Here is a 15,656-nt window from a genome sequence, read left to right as displayed (position 1 = left end):
CGGCGCGGAGCGCTACTTCACCTTGAAGTCGTCGTGGCAGCCCTTGCAGGCCTTGCCCACGCCGCCCACCGCCGATTTCATCGCCGCCTCGTCGCCGGAACGCGCGGCCGCGGCGAGCTTCGCGATGGCCGCGGTGTTGTCGTCGAACGCGTCCTTGAACTTGAGCGGGTTGTTCCAGATCTCGGGCTTCACGTCGGTGAACCCGGCGATGTTCGAGCCCGCCACCGGCTTGTCGGTGCCCTTCACGAAGAAGCGCGACGCATCCATCGACCACACGGCCTCGAGGCGGGTTGCGCTCGCGACGAAGAGGTCCTTGTTATAGGGGATCTTGTCCTGCGCCATCGCGGAGAGCGGGCCGAAGTTGAGCGCCACCACCCGCATGATCGACTGGCGTGCGCGGATCGCGTCCTCGGGCTTCAACTGCGCGTAGGCGGTGGTCGCGGCGGCGATCACGAGCGCGGAGAGGGTGGCGATCCTGAGGCTTCGCTTCATGGGGAGTCCTTTTCTTCGTTCGGGGGAGGGGGAGTCTTGCGTCCGTGGATCATCGGGCCGACGAGGTTCTCGCCGCGCGCGATGAGGTAGAAGGCGATCGCGGCGACGTGCAGGCCCACGAGGCCGTAGAGGATCTTCACGTTGAGCTTGTGCAGGCCCGTGAGGCGGTCGCTCAGCTCCTTGCTGATGTAGGCGTAGAGCGGGCCTTCGGTGGCGATGTCGTCGTTCGCGAAGAGGCCCGTGACGGCCTGGAAAAGGACGGCCAGGAGCATCAGCACCACCATCCAGCCGCCCAGCGGGTTGTGGCCCAGGTGGAAGGACGGGCGACGGGCGAGGAGATCCTGGACGTGGACCCAGACCGCGCCGGGGCCCCGCAGGAAGGCCGAGAACCGGGCCGTGGGACCGCCCAGGAAGCCCCACGCCAACCGGAAAGCCAGGAGGCCCAGGATGGCGTAGCCCGACCACATATGCCATTTCATGAGGTTTCCGCCCAGCAATCCCGTCGTAACCGAGGCCACCATCAAGGCGGCTAGGGTCCAGTGGAAGAGGCGGAGGAAAAGGTCCCAGGCGGGGACCGCCTGGGTCAAGGGGGCAGAGCGTGCCATTCGGAGGGGCAAACAGCCTGAAAGGGGGTCTATTCCCACGGTACAATAGCGGCCGCGGTCGTCGGATGCGCCTCAACCGGTTGGCGCCCCGGCCGCCCCACCCTCAAAGGGGTGGTTCCAGGAAGTAAACCCCATCAGCCTGAAACCGGTCGGGAGCCCAAAAGCTCCTCCAGGCCGATCCTTCAGGAGAGTTGCCATCAGTACGACATTCGAAAGCCTCGGGCTTCTGCCCGAGCTGCTGCGCGCGATTGCGGAGCAGGGCTACACAGAGCCCACACCCATCCAGGCCCAGGCCATCCCCGTCGTCCTCTCGGGACGCGACCTTCTCGGCGCCGCCCAGACCGGCACCGGCAAGACAGCCGGCTTCACCCTCCCCCTGCTGCAGCGCCTGGCGCCGATGGCGAGCAAGAGCTTCTCGCCCGCCATGCACCCGGTGCGCGCGCTGATCCTCACGCCCACGCGCGAACTCGCGATCCAGGTCTTCGAGAGCGTGAAGACCTACGGCAAGCACATCCCGCTGAAGCCCTTCTGCGTCTACGGCGGCGTGAACATCAACCCGCAGATCACCGAGCTTCGCAAGGGCGTCGAGATCCTCGTCGCCACGCCGGGCCGCCTGCTGGACCTCACGGGCCAGAAGGCCGTGGACCTCCGCCAGGTGCAGGTGCTGATCCTCGACGAAGCCGACCGCATGCTCGACATGGGCTTCATCCCCGACATCAAGCGGATCATCAGCCTGCTGCCGCCGATCCGGCAGAACCTGCTGTTCTCGGCGACGTTCTCCGACGAGATCCGCAAGCTCTCGGGCCAGTTCCTGCGCGACCCCGCCACCGTGGAAGTCGCCCGGCGCAACACCGCGGCCGAAACCGTCACGCAGTACGCCTACCAGGTGGACAGCGCGAAGAAGCGCCCGCTGCTCGCCCACCTCGTGAAGTCGAACGACTGGAGCCAGGTGCTGGTGTTCTGCAAGACCAAGCACGGCGCCAACCGGCTCGCGAGCCAGCTCGTGCGCGACGGCATCAACGCCGACGCGATCCACGGCAACAAGGCGCAGAACGCGCGCATCCGCTCGCTCGAGGGCTTCAAGGACAACACGATCCGCGTCCTCGTCGCGACCGACATCGCCGCCCGCGGCCTCGACATCGAGGCGCTGCCGCACGTCGTGAACTTCGACCTGCCGCACGTCCCGGAAGACTACGTGCACCGCATCGGCCGTACGGGCCGCGCGGGCATGGAAGGCGAGGCGATCTCCTTCATCAGCCCCGAGGACCGCGGCCTGATGAGCGCGATCGAGAACATGCTGAAGAAGAAGGTCGATCGCCGCGAGGTGCCGGGCCTGTCCGAATCGGCCGTGCGCGCCAACGAGGCGGAGGCGAGCGAGTCTCGCGGTCCGCGCCCGGGCCGGGGTGGATCGCGCGGGGGATCGTCGCGCTCGAAGCCCGAGGGCCGCAGCCAAGCGCCGCGCGCTCCGCGTCCGGAAGGCTCTTCGAGGCCGCCGCGTGCCGCGCAGGATTCGCGTCCTCCGCAAGAGGCGCGCGCTCCGCAGGATGCGCGTCCTCCCCAGGATGCGCGTCCCCCGCAGGATGCACGTCCCCCGCAGGCATCGCGCCCGCCGCAGGAATCGCGCGGCAAGCAGGAGCCGCGCCGCGGGCAGGATTCGCGCGGCGGCCCGCCGCCGAAATCCGGCAAGCCGTCTCGGGAGTACAGGGATCATCGCTCCGACCACGGCCCGGCGCCGCGTTCCGCGCGCGACCCGAGCCATCCCCCGATGGATTTCAACAAGCCCTACGAGCCCACGCCGAGCAAGGTGGAGCCCGCGACGAGCGAGCCGGACACGCCGCGCCGCGGCCCGGCCCCGGCCGTCCCCGCACTCTTCCGCCGCAAGGGCTGAGCGCCCCAGCCGATCCATGCGCGATCCGAATCCGAAAGCCGTCCTCCTCCGCGACTACACGCCCCCCGCCTTCCTGATCGATTCCGTCGATCTGGACGTCGATGTCCGCGAGAAGCAGGCCACGATTCGCTCGCGCCTCGCCGTGCGCCGCAACCCCGCGGCGAAGGACGCGGCGCAGCCGCTGGTGCTCGACGGCCGCCACCTGGAGCTGGTGTCGGTCGCGATCGACGGCCGTGCGCTCGCCCCGGGCGAGTACACGGTGGACGAGGATCACCTGCGGATCGCCGAGGCCCCTGCCGCCTTCACGCTGGAGGCGGTGGTGCGCTTCGACCCCTGGGCCAACACGCGGCTCGAGGGTTTCTACGCGTCGAAGGACGGCCTCTTCACGCAGTGCGAGGCGCAGGGCTTTCGCTGCATCACGTACTTCATCGATCGTCCCGATGTGATGTCGCGCTACACGGTCACGCTGCACGCCGGGCGCGAGCGCTTCCCGCACCTGCTCGCCAACGGCAACCAGGTCGCCAAGGGCGAGGAGGACGGCGAGCGCCACTGGGCGAAGTGGGAAGACCCGTTCCCGAAGCCGTCGTACCTGTTCGCGATGGTGGCGGCGAAGCTGGACCTCCTCGAGGAAGGCTTCGTCACGCGCTCGGGCCGCAAGGCGCTGCTGCAGGTGTACGTCGAGCCCGGCAAGATCGACCAGGCCGGCTTCGCGATGCACGCGCTGAAGAAGGCGATGCGCTGGGATGAAGCCGTGTTCGGCCTCGAGCTCGACCTCGAGCGCTTCATGATCGTCGCCGTCGGCGACTTCAACATGGGCGCGATGGAGAACAAGGGCCTCAACATCTTCAACACGAAGTACATCCTCGCGCGGCCCGACACCGCGACGGACTACGACTACTACGGCATCGACAAGGTCGTGGCCCACGAGTACTTCCACAACTGGACCGGCAACCGCGTCACGTGCCGGGACTGGTTCCAGCTCACGCTGAAGGAAGGCCTCACCGTCTTCCGCGACCAGGAGTACAGCGCCGACGAATACTCGCGCGCCGTGGCCCGCATCCAGGACGTGCGCGACCTGCGCGCCTACCAGTTCCCCGAGGACGCGGGCCCGATGGCGCACCCGGTGCGGCCCGACTCGTACGTGGAGATCAACAACTTCTACACGGCCACCGTCTACGAGAAGGGCGCGGAAGTGATCCGCATGATCTACACGCTCCTCGGGCGCGAACCGTTCCGCAAGGGCATGGATCTCTACTTCGAGCGCCACGACGGCCAGGCGGTCACGTGCGACGACTTCACCCAGGCGATGCAGGATGCGAGCGGCGTCGACCTCTCGGGCCTGCGCCGCTGGTACTCGCGGGCGGGAACGCCTCGCGTCACCGCGCGCGGCGTGTACGACGAAGCCGCGCAGGCCTTCACGCTCACGGTCGGCCAGTCGCTCGGCCAGGGCGGCGAGCCGCTGCACATCCCGCTGGCCGTGGGGCTCGTTGGTCCGGACGGCGTGGACATCCCGCTGCGCCTCGAGGGCGATGCCGCGGCCTCCGGCACCACGCGCGTGCTCGACCTTCGCGAAGCCGAGCAACAATTCCGCTTCGTCGAGGTGACAGCGCGCCCGGTGCCGTCGCTGCTGCGCGGCTTTTCCGCGCCCGTGGTGCTCGATGGGGGCCTCACTGACGCCGACCTCACGCACCTGATGACGCACGACAGCGATCCGTTCAACCGCTGGGAAGCGGGCCAGGTGCTCGCGACGCGCATCATCCTCGCGGGTGTCGAGGCGCTCAAGGCCGGCAAGCCGATGGAAGTCCCCACGGCATACGTGGAGGCCGTAGGCCGCATCCTCGCGAGCGCTTCGCGCGATCCGGCGTTCGCCGCCGAGTGCCTCGCGCTGCCCGATGAAGCGATCCTCGCCGAGCAGATGGAAGTCGCCGACCCCGATGCCATCCATGAAGCGCGCCGCCGCCTGAAGCGCGAGATCGCCGAGCGCTACCGCACGCGCTTCGAAGGCGCGTTCCGCCACTTCACGGTGACCGGCCCCTATTCGCCCGACGCGAACGCCGCGGGACGCCGCTCGCTGCGCAATGCCTCGCTCGGCTACCTGATGGCCATCGACGACTCCACCGCGCGTGCGCTCACGTTCCTGGAGTATCGCCGCGCCGAGAACATGACCGACACGATGGCCGCGCTCGAATGCCTCGCGAACTCCGCGGGCGCGGAACGCGAGCGAGCGCTCGGCATGTTCTACGAGAAGTGGAAGGACGAAGCGCTCGTGGTGGACAAGTGGTTCCGCGCGCAGGCCACGAGCGACCTGCCGAAGACGCTCGACCGCGTGAAGTCGCTCCTCGCCCACCCGGCTTTCGACCTCCGCAATCCCAATCGCGCTCGCGCCGTGCTGCATGCCTTCGCCGGCACCGCGGTCCATTTCCACGCGGCCGACGGCGAGGGTTACCGCTTCGTGGCCGAGCAAGTCGTGGCGCTCGACCGCATCAATCCGCAGATCGCCTCGCGGCTCGCTCGCGCCTTCGATCGCTGGAAGAAATACGACGCGGGCCGCCAGGCCCATGCACGTGGCGCGCTCGAATCGATCCGCTCCGCCGAGGGGCTCTCGAGCGACGTGGGCGAGGTCGTGGGACGCGCGCTCGGCTGAGCGCGCAGGTGCCGCCGGCTAGGGCTGCTGCAGGTTCGAAGGCTCGCTGAGCGGTGTTTCCGCCAGCGTGTCGCGCGTGAACGCGGCGCGCACGCGATCGAAGGCCAGCCTCGACCCGCCGGCATCATCCATCCAGCGTTCCCACGCCACCGCGATGCGGTGCTGCCGGCTCGCGACCTTCTGCCGCGCCATCGCGCCCAGGTGCCACAAGCGCCGGTGCTCGCGCGTTTCCCTCGACCGCAGGAAAGCGGGAACGGCCTCGGCCTCGATCAGCCGCAGCCAGCGATCGCGCGTGCGCTCGATGCCGAAGTCCGCCGCGCGCTGGAGGCCGTTGGCGACCAGCGCCCGATAGAGCGAAGGATCGCGGCGCAGGCTGTCCACGGCGCGCACGATGTCGCCGGGCCCGTGGACCTCGACGAAATCGAACACCGAACGCCGCAGCTCCAGATACGCCGGCTCCGGCATCGCGAGCACCGGGACCCCGGCGTGCCACGCGTTGTAGAGCTTCGTCGCGGGCTTCGTCGCGAGCACGCGAGGCGATTCGCGCCGTGCGGCGAGCGCGAGGTCGACGTCCCGATAACTTTCCCAGCCCGTTGCCCGCACCTCGAACGCGACACCTCGCGCACCGAGGTCGCGCAGGAAAGCCTTCGAGCGAAACCAGTCCGGCGCGGAACCGAGGCGGCCCTGGTAGGCGAGGGAGCGAATGGCGGCGCCGCGGGAGGGATCGCGCGGTACGAGGCCGGGCTGGGGCCACAGGGGAATGAAGCGCTCGTGCCTCGCGGCACCGAGGCCGTTCTGGACGATCGCGAGGTCGCAGGCATGGACCGGTGCGCGATCCGCGCGAATCACCAGGCGATAGGCCGTCGAAGCGGCCTGCGAGAAATCGTTCGCGTCGTCGCGATGGGCGATGCAGAGGGCTCCGGGCTCGAAGTGGCGGCAGAGGCCGACATCGAAGCCGCGCGCCGAGAGAGCGTCGCGCAGCCTCAGGTACGACTGCGCGATCCACGAGTTGCGGCCGCCGACGAAGCGCCGCGGGTCGCGCGTGATCGCCGACTCGTCGAGCCGCTCGAGATCCGCCCAATCGCGATCGCGATTGCGCAGGACGAACGTGATCCGGATGCCGCGTTGCGTTTCTTGCATGGCCATACGGGCGATAACACACCGTACGACTTGCGAATTCACCCGCCGGTGCCCTGCGATTTGTAAGAAAACGTAGGCGTTTCGGAAAACGAAAAGGGCCGCGCGAAGGCGGCCCTTTTCGAAGCGCGGGATGGATCAGTTCTTCTTGATCGTCTCCAGCAGCTTGAAGATCGTGCGCGGCGAGCCGATGAACAGACGCTTGAAGGACTTCGGCAGGCAGCGGCGCTCGAGGGTGTTGCGGCGCACTCGTTTACGTTCGGCCATGGGGCTCTCCGGACTGGATTTAGAAAGCGATTATACCAGTCAATTCAACCACCTGACATTCCCGCCCACCATCTCCGCCGGGACGCGGGAACCGTCCGCCTTGACCACCTCGCCCTTGGCCTTGGCCAGGCCCTCGAACTGCCCCTCGAACCGCGTGCCGTCGTTGAACCAGAACACGCCCTTGCCGTTGGGGAGCCCATTGGCCATGTCGCCTTCGTACTTGAGGCCGTTGGCGTAGAAATACGCGCCCTGCCCCGTGAGCGCGCCGCCGCGGATCTCGCCTTCGTAGCGGTCGCCGTTGGCGAAGGTGTAGGTGCCCGGGCCTTGCGCCTGCCCGTCCTTGAAGCGGCCCTGGATCACGTAGCCGTCCTTCGCGACGTAGCGGCCCTGCCCGTTCATGCGGCCGTTGGACATCTCGCCTTCGTAGCGGTCGCCGCTCGCGAAGCGATAGACGCCCGTGCCCTGCGGCTTGCCGTCGACGAAGGAGCCGTCGAAGGAATCGCCGCTCTTCGTGGTCGAGGTGCCCCTGCCGACGATCACGCCGGCCTTCACGTCGCCTTCGTACGTGTCGCCGGAAGCGAAGGTCCACTTCCCCTTGCCGCTCGGCCGGTCGTCGGCGAATTCACCCTGGTAGCGATCGCCGTTCTCCCAGACGTACACGCCGGTGCCGTGCTTCTGGTTGTCCTTGAACTCGCCCTGGTACTGGAAGGCCTTCGAGACGTACTCGCCCTTGCCGTGCAGCGAGCTGCCGCGCATCGCGCCGCGATAGACCGAGCCGTCGGCGAACGTGAACTCGCGCACACCCGGCTGGATCTCCTTGCCGGGCTGCTCTTCCTGCTTGGGCGCCGCGGCTGCGGGGGCAGGCACGGGCGCAGTGGCCGTGGGTGGCGCGGCGACCACGGCCGCGGGACTGGGGGAAGGCCTCGCGGCCGGCGCCGTACTCGCCGGAGCGGCCGCGATGACGACGGGCTTCTCCGCCGCCTTCGCGGGTGCCGCCGTGGAAGCGGACGACGCGGAAGGAGCGCTTGCGGCGGCAGGCTCGATCGGCGCGCTGCCCGAGGGTGCCGCTTGCGAATTCGCGGACGCGCCGGAGCGCATCTCGGGCGGCGCGGAAGCCACGCGCGTGGGGCGGAGCAGCGCCTCGAGACGGTTCTTGGCGAGCGGCGCGAAATTGCCGCTCGGATATTTGTCGAGATACGCCTGGATGTCGTCGGCGCGATTGGAGTCGCGCACGCTGATCCAGAACTCGCGCTCGATCTGCAGCTGGGAATCGGCGCTCGGCCCCGACGATCCGCCGGAGGCCACGCCGGTCGAGCGCGATGTCGGGTTGAACGCGAAGTCGCCCTTCAGCGAGGACGAATCCCACGGGGTCTGCTGGCGCTTCGTCTCGCGCTCAACGCCTTCGCGCACGCGCTTGAACATGATCTCGACCGGAAGGTCGGGCACGCGGATGTTCTGCAGGATGTGGTGCGTGTACATGCCGTTGCGGCCATAGCCATCCGCGGCGACAGAGCCCGGCGCGGTGGCGTAGCCGATGAGCGTCCCCGAAGGCGAGCTCATCTGCGCGAGGCCGGCGCTGGAGACCTTGAAGCTCGACGCGAACGGGTTGTCGCGGCACGCATCGAGCACGAGGAAGTTGAAGCGGGTCTTCGCCCGGTCCATGCGGTCGAAGATCTGGCCCACCTCGACGGAGAAGAACGTGACGTCTTCCTCGCTGCCCATCGCGGCATCGATGGGGACGAGATAGTTGCGGTCCTTGAACTGCATCGCGTGGCCGGCGTAGAAGAAGAGCGCGGTGCTCGCGCCGTCCAGCGCGGTGCCGAACTCGCGGATGGCGTCGATCATGTCGCGCCGCGTGGCGTTCTCCTTCACGATGACCGTGAAGCCCAGCTCCTTCAGGGCGCCGGCGAGATCCCTCGCGTCGTTGACCGCGTTGCGCAGCGGCGCGGCCGCGTAGTTGTTGTTGCCGATGAGCAGCGCGACGCGGTCGGCCGCAGCCGCGGGCAGGGCCGCGAGGAGAGCGAGGGTGGCGAGGAGCGCGAGACGCAACTGCGCTTACTTGCCGGCGAAGCCGGCCAGCTCGGGAAGGTCCGCGCGTTCCTTGGACAGCTGGGCCCATTGTTCCTGGGCTTCCTGGACCGCGCCGAGATCCTGCAGCATCAGGGCGTACATGAGGCGGTCGGAGAACTCGGCCTTCTCTCCCGGCTTGCGCTTCTCGGCCCGTTGCACGGCCTCGCCGGGCAGCGTGCGGAACTTGCCGGTGCCCAGCTCCTTGTCGCCGGCCTTCACGACCCAGGTGTAGTCGGTGTCGGGCTTCAGCTTCGCGGGCACGCGGTAGCTGTTGGTCGAGGTCTTGCCGGTGATGACGGGCTTGTCGCCTCCGGCCACCGAGAGCGTCACCATCGCGGGGCCCGGGTCGGACCAGCGGAAGGTCGGCTGCAGGTTCGCGATGTTGCCTTGCGTCGGGAAGAGCAGCGCGGGCGGCGGCGGCTTGGGAGGCGGGACCGAGCGCATGCGCACGCTCGCGGCCGACGTCTGCGAGACCTGGCCCAGGACGCGCGTGCTGGCGCGCCATTCGGTCGTGCGCGCCGCGGGAGCCGCGCCACCGCTCGAAGCGGCGAGGCCGCTGTCCTGCACGACGAATTCGCCGGGGCCTTTCAGGGGGAATTCCTTGCCGCTGGCGATGAACATCACCGAGGCCATCGCGTCCTTGCCGAGGGTCAGCTTCTGGCCGCGCGAGAGCTCGGCCAGGAGCTGCGGCTTGGCGCCGTCCACGGCGACATCGCCCTTGATGTTGGAGAAGAACGCGACGCTGTCCGCCGCCCACGCCGCGGCTGCGGCGATGAATGCGAGGCAGAAAAGCAGTGCGCGCTGGATCGTCTTTTTCATGTCGACCTCCGCTGTCATGCCGCCGCCGGCGTGGCACGTGCCGTGCGGATCCCCCAAACGTTGACCGGGCTGTGGCCTTTCAGCTTGTGCTCGCCCAGTGGATCGAAGTGGAAGCGTTCCCCGATCCGGCTCACCACCGCCTCCGTGATGAGGATCTTGCGGCCGAGCTCCTTGGTGAGCCCTTCGATGCGCGCCGCGACATTGACCGCATCGCCGATCGCCGAGTAATTGTGGCGCTCGGACGATCCGATATTTCCGACCGTCACAGTGCCATAGTTTACGCCGATTCCAATGGTCAAAGTCGGCAGTCCCTCGCTCTCGAATTCACGATTCAGGGCATCGAGCTCGGCCATCATCTCGAGCGCGCATTGCACCGCATCACCGCACGGATCCGCGGACTTCCCGGGGGCACCGAAGAGCACCATGAGGCCGTCGCCGATGAACTTGTCGACCGTGCCGTCGAACTTGTGGACCACCTTCACCATGCGGTCGAAGTAGCGCTGCAGGACGTTGATCACGATGCCCGGCGACATGTGCTCGGAGAGGGTCGTGAAATCCCTGACGTCGCTGAACAGGACGCAGATGTCCGCGAGCTGGCCGCTCACGCCCGCCGAGAGGCCGCCGCGCAGCATCTCCTTCATCACCGCGGGGCTCACCTGGCCGGAGAACGTGCGCTGCATGCGGATGCGCTCGAGGATCGCCTCCAGGGTGTCGTAGGCGGCGCGCACCGCGAGGGCAATCCAGAACGCCAGCACCACCGAGCCCAGCGGGATCAGGACCTGGGCTTGCCGGATGGATACGAGGCTCACGACCGCGAGGCCGAGCGGAAAGAGGATCGCCACGCCGATGACCGTCAGCGGGCGGGCCCGGACGAGGGTTGCGAGCGCGACGATTGCGCAGAGGAGCGCGCGGAGCCATTCCGGCATCGGGGTCAGCATGCCGTTGGCGAGGTGGCTGCGGAGGACCTGGACGTGGATCATCACGCCCGGTTGGCTGAGCGCGACGGCCGGTCCCGGGGCCGCGCGGCGCTTGCTCTCCTCGACCAGCATGTCTTCGGGCCGCTCGAGGAGCCGCACGGGCAGGATCCAGCGATCGCGGTCACCCGTCATGCTCCCGATGAGCACGATGCGGCCCGCGAACGCGGCCTTGATCTTCCCGACGTCGCCCGCATCGAACCACGCGGTCACGTCGTGCATCGGGATGTAGCGCATCGGGGCGATCCCGACGCTGTAGTCGATGTATCCCTCGTGGACGGAGCGCCCGAGCCGTCGCAGCATCTGGCCCGAGAGCGTGGGAATGGTTTCGCCCGTCGTTGCGCTGCGCAGGTCCTCGAAGAAGCGGCGCGAGACGCCGTCGGGTTCCTTCGGCTGCCGGTCTACGCCGAGGTTGTCGATGCCGATGATGTTGCGGTAGTTCTCCTGCACCGGGACCAGCTCCTCGCGATCGTCGATGTGCTGCACGATCACGAGGGGTGCCTCGTGCTTCAGCGCGACCAGGCCGATCATCATCGCGCGGTCGATGCCCGGCACGAGCTTGTCGAACGTGCGCTCGGGAAGCCCGAAGTCGACACCGACGACGCGCGGCTTCGCGAGGGCGAGCGCGCGATAAGTCTTTGCGAGGTGGCGGTGCCAGAGCGCGATCGGCTCCGGGAAGGCCTTCTCCGTCTCGCCGTCCGTCCCGATCAGGACGACGTCGTTCTCCACGGGCAGCGGGAAACGGTCGCGGAGGAAATCCATCTGGGCGTCGAACGCGTAACGGTCGGCGCTCGCGAACCGGGCGTTCTCCCGGTGTGGGAGGAAGCTGCCCGCGGCCACGACCGCGAGCACCACCGCATACAGGAACGCGCCCTTCAGCCGGGGCGACGTACGCAGTCGTTCCCAGAAGGCGAGCAATCGTGCAAACGCGGGGGTGCGCTCCGTGGCGATGCTGTCTCCCGGCGGCCGAGCGTGGACCGGTTGTTTGCGGCTATTCTAGCGGCGCCCCCCGACCCCCGGAAAGTTTGCGGCCGGAATGTCGATTCGCGGGCGGTCCGTTCGTCGTAGGAATGTCCCGCTCCGGGACGACACTGGCGGAGATCCAAACATGGAATACATGATCCTGATCTACAGCGACGAGCGCGCCTGGGCGAGCTTCGACGAGGCCGCGCTCAAGGCCGAGTACAAGAAATACATCGACTACACGAAGGAGCTGATGGCTTCGGGCGTGCTGCGCGGAGGCTCGGAGCTGAAGCCCTCGACGACGGCCACCACCGTGCGGGTGCGCGGCGGGAAGGTCCTCACCACCGACGGCCCCTATGCGGAGACGAAGGACCAGCTCGGCGGCTACTACCTCATCGACGTGCCCAACCTCGACGAGGCGGTGCGGTGGGCGACGAAGTGTCCGGGCTCCGCGTATGGAAGCTGCGAGGTGCGGCCGCTCAATCCTTCGCCCGCTCCGGAAGCCGGCTAGGCGCCAGCGCTTGCTCGCGCGGATCCTCGACGAGATCGCGCGGCGCGAAGGCCCGCGCATCCTCGCGGGGTTGATCGGCCGCCTCGGCGGCAATTTCGACCTCGCCGAGGAGGCACTCCAGGATGCCTACCAGCGGGCGCTCGCGACCTGGCCTTCGAGCGGCGTTCCGGCGCGGCCCGCTGCGTGGCTCACGCTCGTCGCGCAACGCCGCGCGGTCGACGTCCTGCGGCGATCGGGCCGGCAGGTCGAGGGTGCCGAAGAGATCCTGGCGCAGCTCGCCGCGCCGGAGGCCGTGGAGGCGGAGGGCTTCGAGTTACCCGACGATCGCCTGCGGCTCATCTTCACGTGCTGCCACCCGGCGCTCGCGGTGCCCGCGCAGATGGCGCTCGCGCTTCGCACGCTCTGCGGCCTCACGACGCGCGAGATCGCGCGCGCGTTCGTCGAGCCCGAGGCCACCACCGCGCAGCGCCTCGTGCGCGCCAAGGCGAAGATCCTCGAAGCACGGATTCCCTACGAAGTGCCGTCCGGTGCCGCGCTGGAGGAAAGGCTCGCCGGCGTGCTCGCGACGATCTACCTCGTCTTCAACGAGGGATACTCCGCCACGGAGAACGAGTCGCTGGTGCGTTCGGATCTCTCGGCCGAAGCACTGCGGCTCGCGCGCCTGGTCGTCGCGTTGCTGCCGGGCCGCCCGGAAACGCTCGGCCTGCTCGCGCTCATGCTGCTCCACGAGGCGCGGCGCGAATCGCGAGCCGATGCCGAGGGCGTGGCGATTCCGCTCGAGGAACAGGATCGCGCGAGCTGGGACCGCGCGATGATCGCCGAGGGTCTCGCGCTCCTCGATGCCGCGCTCGCCCGGCGCACGCCCGGTCCGTACCAGATCCAGGCTGCGATCGCCGCGCTCCATGCGAAGTCGCCCGCGCCCGAAGCCACGGACTGGCCGCAGATCTCGGCGCTGTATGGCGCGCTCTATCGCCTGGCGCCGACACCGGTGGTTGCTTTGAACGCGGCCGCCGCGATCGCGATGGTGGCCGGGCCCGAGGAAGGTCTCGCGTGGATCGACGAGATCGAACGCGACGGCACGCTCGAGGACTACGCGCTGCTGCACGCTGCCCGCGCGGATCTCCTGCGGCGCGCGGGACGCCACGCCGAGGCGCGCGAGCACTACGGCACGGCGATCGCGCGGTCCACCAACGGTGCGCAACGACGCTTCCTCGCGCGCCGCCTCGCACAAATCAGTGCGGCGTCCCCTGCGAACGCTCCGCCAGCATCGCCTCCAGGGCCGCCTCGGTCGTCCGGATGAAGTGGTCGTTCTCGAAGAGGACCGCGCGCGTCGCCGCGATGCGCTCGACGCAATGCGTGCGATACGCCGGATCGGTCACGATGCGCACCGCCTTTGCGACGTAGTCGGCTTCGTCCACGGCGACGAGGTCCCTGAATCCCATCGCTTCGTACATGCCCAGCCCGTGCCGGCCGCGCTGGAATGCGCGCGGCAACGTGACCACCGGCACTCCGAGTGCGAGGGCTTCCAGCGTCGTGTTGTAGCCGTTGAAGTGCACGGTATCGAGGATCACGTCCGCGTTCGCCACCAGTCCGAGGTAGCGCGCGAAGGGCATCGCGGGGACGAACCTCACGCGATTGGCCATGCGGTTCGAATGGGCGCGGAAGCGGCGCTCGAGCGCGGGGCGCAGGCCGCGGTGGCCCGCGTCGATGAGGACGATCGTCGCCTGCGAGTCCCGTTCCACGATGGCGTCGAACAGCGCGTCCATTTGCGGCTGCACCTTGAACAGCGTCTGCGGGCAGAGGTAGAGCCGTTGCACGTCCCCGAGCCCGTAGTCGTCTCGGGTGGGCCGGGGTCCCGTCAGCTTCGGCGTGTAGTAGTAGGCGAGCGTTCCGACATCCGGCAGCGCCACCAGGTGTTCCGAGTAGTTGTCCTGCGCCCCGGGCGGCTCGTAGAGGCTGGAGGACACGTAGTGGTCGACGTTGGGAATACCGGTTGTATCGGGGTGGCCGAACGAGGTCACCTGCACCGGCGCCAGGCGCGACAGGGCGAGATAGTACGAGAGCGGCTCCATGCCGACGTCCTGGTAGTAGAGGATGTCGAACGCCTGGGCGGCGAGCTCGGCGCGGGCTGCATTGAGCTGCGGCGGAAGCGTGATCACCGCATCGGCGGCGGCGTCGATGGCACGGGAAGTCTCGTCGCCCCGCGACGGCTCGAAGCGAACGACGGTGACCTCGAACCGCGAGCGGTCGAGGCGCTCGACCAGGCCTCGCGAAGTGTTGCCGATGCTGTGGTCGCGAAGAAAGCGCGAGGCGATCGCGAGGCGCGCGCGTCCCTTCGGGCGCTTCCATTCGCGGATATGGGGGGCTTCGTAGGCGAGCGCCGGATTCCAGCGCAGGTGCAATGCGGCCAGGCGCCGCACGATGTCGAGGTTGCCGGCGCCGTGATACGAGAGCGGGAAATAGGTCGTCGGGAAGACGAGCGGATCCAGGATCGCGTGCGCCTGCGTTTCGAGGAGGGCGAGCTTGCCGCGAATCGATTCGCGCACGCGCTCCGGGTAGCCTGCATCGGGCGTGATGTCCGAGACCAGCATGGCCTCGCAGAGCAGGTACGCGCCGGCGTTCGCCGGATCAAGCTTGGCGAGCGCTGCGAGCGCGGCCGAAGCTTCGTCAAGTCGATCGGCCTGGACCAGGGCGCGTGCGAGATTCGCCGCATAGCGAACGTCGGACGGCGCCTGTGCGAGGGCGGCTCGGAAGTGCGGGAGCGCGAGCTCGCCCTGCCCCTTCAGGAGGAGCATCGCGCCCAGGTTGTTGGCCGCGTCCGCGTGGCGGGGATCGATCTCGAGCGCGCGCCGGAACTGCGCCTCGGCCTGGTCGGACAGGCCGCCCGTCCTGTTGTGGTGGACGCCGAAATTGAAATGGCAGTCGGCGAGCAGCCCGCGTGCCGCGGCGGCATCCAGGCCCATCGCGATGGACTTGCGGCACTGCTCCGCCGCCGCGGTGAACTCGCCGGACAGGAGGAGGCGCTGCGCTTCGGCGAGGTATCGGTTCATCGGCGGTGAGGATACGGCAGGCGACGTGTTCGGGTGGCGCAAAAGGAAACGCCCAACTTCGTGTGAAGTTGGGCGTTTTGGGTAAGGCCCTGGCGATGACCTACTTTCTCACGGGCAATCCGCAATATCATCGGCGCGGCGTCGTTTCACGGACCTGTTCGGGATGGGAAGGGGTGGGGCCAACGCGCTATGGTCGCCAGGAATTCTGTCGAGTCGTTGAGTCGATGCATTGAGGC

General features: G+C 68.5%; 12 protein-coding genes and 1 rRNA gene. 4 read left to right on the top strand and 9 right to left on the bottom strand.

What is annotated here, in order from left to right:
- Nucleotides 1–12: 12 nt before the first annotated feature.
- Both DSM104443_RS02365 and DSM104443_RS02360 read right to left on the bottom strand, forming a co-directional pair.
- Complete coding sequence (locus DSM104443_RS02365) at nucleotides 13–492, bottom strand: c-type cytochrome (RefSeq protein WP_171089092.1); 480 nt, start codon at nucleotides 490–492, stop codon at nucleotides 13–15.
- Complete coding sequence (locus DSM104443_RS02360) at nucleotides 489–1,013, bottom strand: cytochrome b/b6 domain-containing protein (protein ID WP_246232860.1); 525 nt, start codon at nucleotides 1,011–1,013, stop codon at nucleotides 489–491. The genes DSM104443_RS02365 and DSM104443_RS02360 overlap by 4 nt, the downstream gene beginning before the upstream one ends.
- Before the next feature lie 217 nt (nucleotides 1,014–1,230).
- On the opposite strand from DSM104443_RS02360, the gene DSM104443_RS02355 reads away from it, so the two are divergent.
- Both DSM104443_RS02355 and pepN read left to right on the top strand, forming a co-directional pair.
- Nucleotides 1,231–2,985: a DEAD/DEAH box helicase gene (locus DSM104443_RS02355; RefSeq protein ID WP_425509629.1), complete on the top strand. Its 1,755-nt coding sequence runs from the start codon at nucleotides 1,231–1,233 to the stop codon at nucleotides 2,983–2,985.
- 16 nt (nucleotides 2,986–3,001) lie between these two features.
- Nucleotides 3,002–5,629, top strand: coding sequence for an aminopeptidase N (gene pepN / locus DSM104443_RS02350; RefSeq protein WP_171089090.1), 2,628 nt, complete (start codon nucleotides 3,002–3,004; stop codon nucleotides 5,627–5,629).
- Nucleotides 5,630–5,647: 18 nt separating this feature from the next.
- On the opposite strand, the gene DSM104443_RS02345 is transcribed toward pepN, so the two are convergent.
- The 5 genes from DSM104443_RS02345 to DSM104443_RS02330 all read right to left on the bottom strand — a co-directional run bounded on the left by DSM104443_RS02345 (nucleotide 5,648) and on the right by DSM104443_RS02330 (nucleotide 11,814).
- A complete protein-coding gene (locus DSM104443_RS02345) occupies nucleotides 5,648–6,775 on the bottom strand; it encodes a glycosyltransferase (protein ID WP_171089089.1) in 1,128 nt (375 codons plus the stop codon).
- Between the two features lie 129 nt (nucleotides 6,776–6,904).
- Nucleotides 6,905–7,033 carry a hypothetical protein gene (locus DSM104443_RS21995; protein WP_281359542.1) on the bottom strand — a complete coding sequence of 43 codons (129 nt, stop codon included), beginning with the start codon at nucleotides 7,031–7,033 and terminating at the stop codon, nucleotides 6,905–6,907.
- A 39-nt stretch (nucleotides 7,034–7,072) separates the two neighbouring features.
- A complete protein-coding gene (locus DSM104443_RS02340; RefSeq protein WP_171089088.1) occupies nucleotides 7,073–9,082 on the bottom strand; it encodes a caspase family protein in 2,010 nt (669 codons plus the stop codon).
- Nucleotides 9,083–9,088: 6 nt separating this feature from the next.
- A complete protein-coding gene (locus DSM104443_RS02335) occupies nucleotides 9,089–9,922 on the bottom strand; it encodes a hypothetical protein (protein ID WP_171089087.1) in 834 nt (277 codons plus the stop codon).
- A gap of 14 nt (nucleotides 9,923–9,936) precedes the next feature.
- Nucleotides 9,937–11,814: an adenylate/guanylate cyclase domain-containing protein gene (locus DSM104443_RS02330; RefSeq protein WP_171089086.1), complete on the bottom strand. Its 1,878-nt coding sequence runs from the start codon at nucleotides 11,812–11,814 to the stop codon at nucleotides 9,937–9,939.
- A 190-nt stretch (nucleotides 11,815–12,004) separates the two neighbouring features.
- Between DSM104443_RS02330 and DSM104443_RS02325 the strand changes: the two genes are divergently transcribed.
- Both DSM104443_RS02325 and DSM104443_RS02320 read left to right on the top strand, forming a co-directional pair.
- Nucleotides 12,005–12,370, top strand: coding sequence for a YciI family protein (locus DSM104443_RS02325; RefSeq protein WP_171089085.1), 366 nt, complete (start codon nucleotides 12,005–12,007; stop codon nucleotides 12,368–12,370).
- 10 nt (nucleotides 12,371–12,380) lie between these two features.
- Complete coding sequence (locus DSM104443_RS02320; protein WP_246232467.1) at nucleotides 12,381–13,670, top strand: RNA polymerase sigma factor; 1,290 nt, start codon at nucleotides 12,381–12,383, stop codon at nucleotides 13,668–13,670.
- Here DSM104443_RS02320 and DSM104443_RS02315 read toward each other — a convergent pair.
- Together DSM104443_RS02315 and rrf are read right to left on the bottom strand one after the other, a co-directional pair.
- Nucleotides 13,603–15,420 carry an O-linked N-acetylglucosamine transferase family protein gene (locus tag DSM104443_RS02315; RefSeq protein ID WP_171089083.1) on the bottom strand — a complete coding sequence of 606 codons (1,818 nt, stop codon included), beginning with the start codon at nucleotides 15,418–15,420 and terminating at the stop codon, nucleotides 13,603–13,605. The two genes, DSM104443_RS02320 and DSM104443_RS02315, sit on opposite strands and share 68 nt — an antisense overlap.
- Nucleotides 15,421–15,507: 87 nt before the next feature.
- Nucleotides 15,508–15,621, bottom strand: a 5S ribosomal RNA gene (gene rrf, locus DSM104443_RS02310).
- Nucleotides 15,622–15,656: the final 35 nt, after the last annotated feature.

The organism is Usitatibacter rugosus (assembly GCF_013003965.1).
Classification (GTDB): domain Bacteria; phylum Pseudomonadota; class Gammaproteobacteria; order Burkholderiales; family Usitatibacteraceae; genus Usitatibacter; species Usitatibacter rugosus.
This window is presented reverse-complemented; position numbering and strand designations above follow the sequence as displayed.

What these genes read in the sequence shown, in the direction of transcription:
- DSM104443_RS02365 (WP_171089092.1), bottom strand. Translation starts at nt 492, where the DNA reads ATGAAGCGAAGCCTCAGGATCGCCACCCTCTCCGCGCTCGTGATCGCC.
- DSM104443_RS02360 (WP_246232860.1), bottom strand. Translation starts at nt 1,013, where the DNA reads ATGGTGGCCTCGGTTACGACGGGATTGCTGGGCGGAAACCTCATGAAA.
- pepN (WP_171089090.1), top strand. Translation starts at nt 3,002, where the DNA reads ATGCGCGATCCGAATCCGAAAGCCGTCCTCCTCCGCGACTACACGCCC.
- DSM104443_RS02345 (WP_171089089.1), bottom strand. Translation starts at nt 6,775, where the DNA reads ATGGCCATGCAAGAAACGCAACGCGGCATCCGGATCACGTTCGTCCTG.
- DSM104443_RS21995 (WP_281359542.1), bottom strand. Translation starts at nt 7,033, where the DNA reads ATGGCCGAACGTAAACGAGTGCGCCGCAACACCCTCGAGCGCCGCTGC.
- DSM104443_RS02335 (WP_171089087.1), bottom strand. Translation starts at nt 9,922, where the DNA reads ATGAAAAAGACGATCCAGCGCGCACTGCTTTTCTGCCTCGCATTCATC.
- DSM104443_RS02325 (WP_171089085.1), top strand. Translation starts at nt 12,005, where the DNA reads ATGGAATACATGATCCTGATCTACAGCGACGAGCGCGCCTGGGCGAGC.
- DSM104443_RS02315 (WP_171089083.1), bottom strand. Translation starts at nt 15,420, where the DNA reads ATGAACCGATACCTCGCCGAAGCGCAGCGCCTCCTCCTGTCCGGCGAG.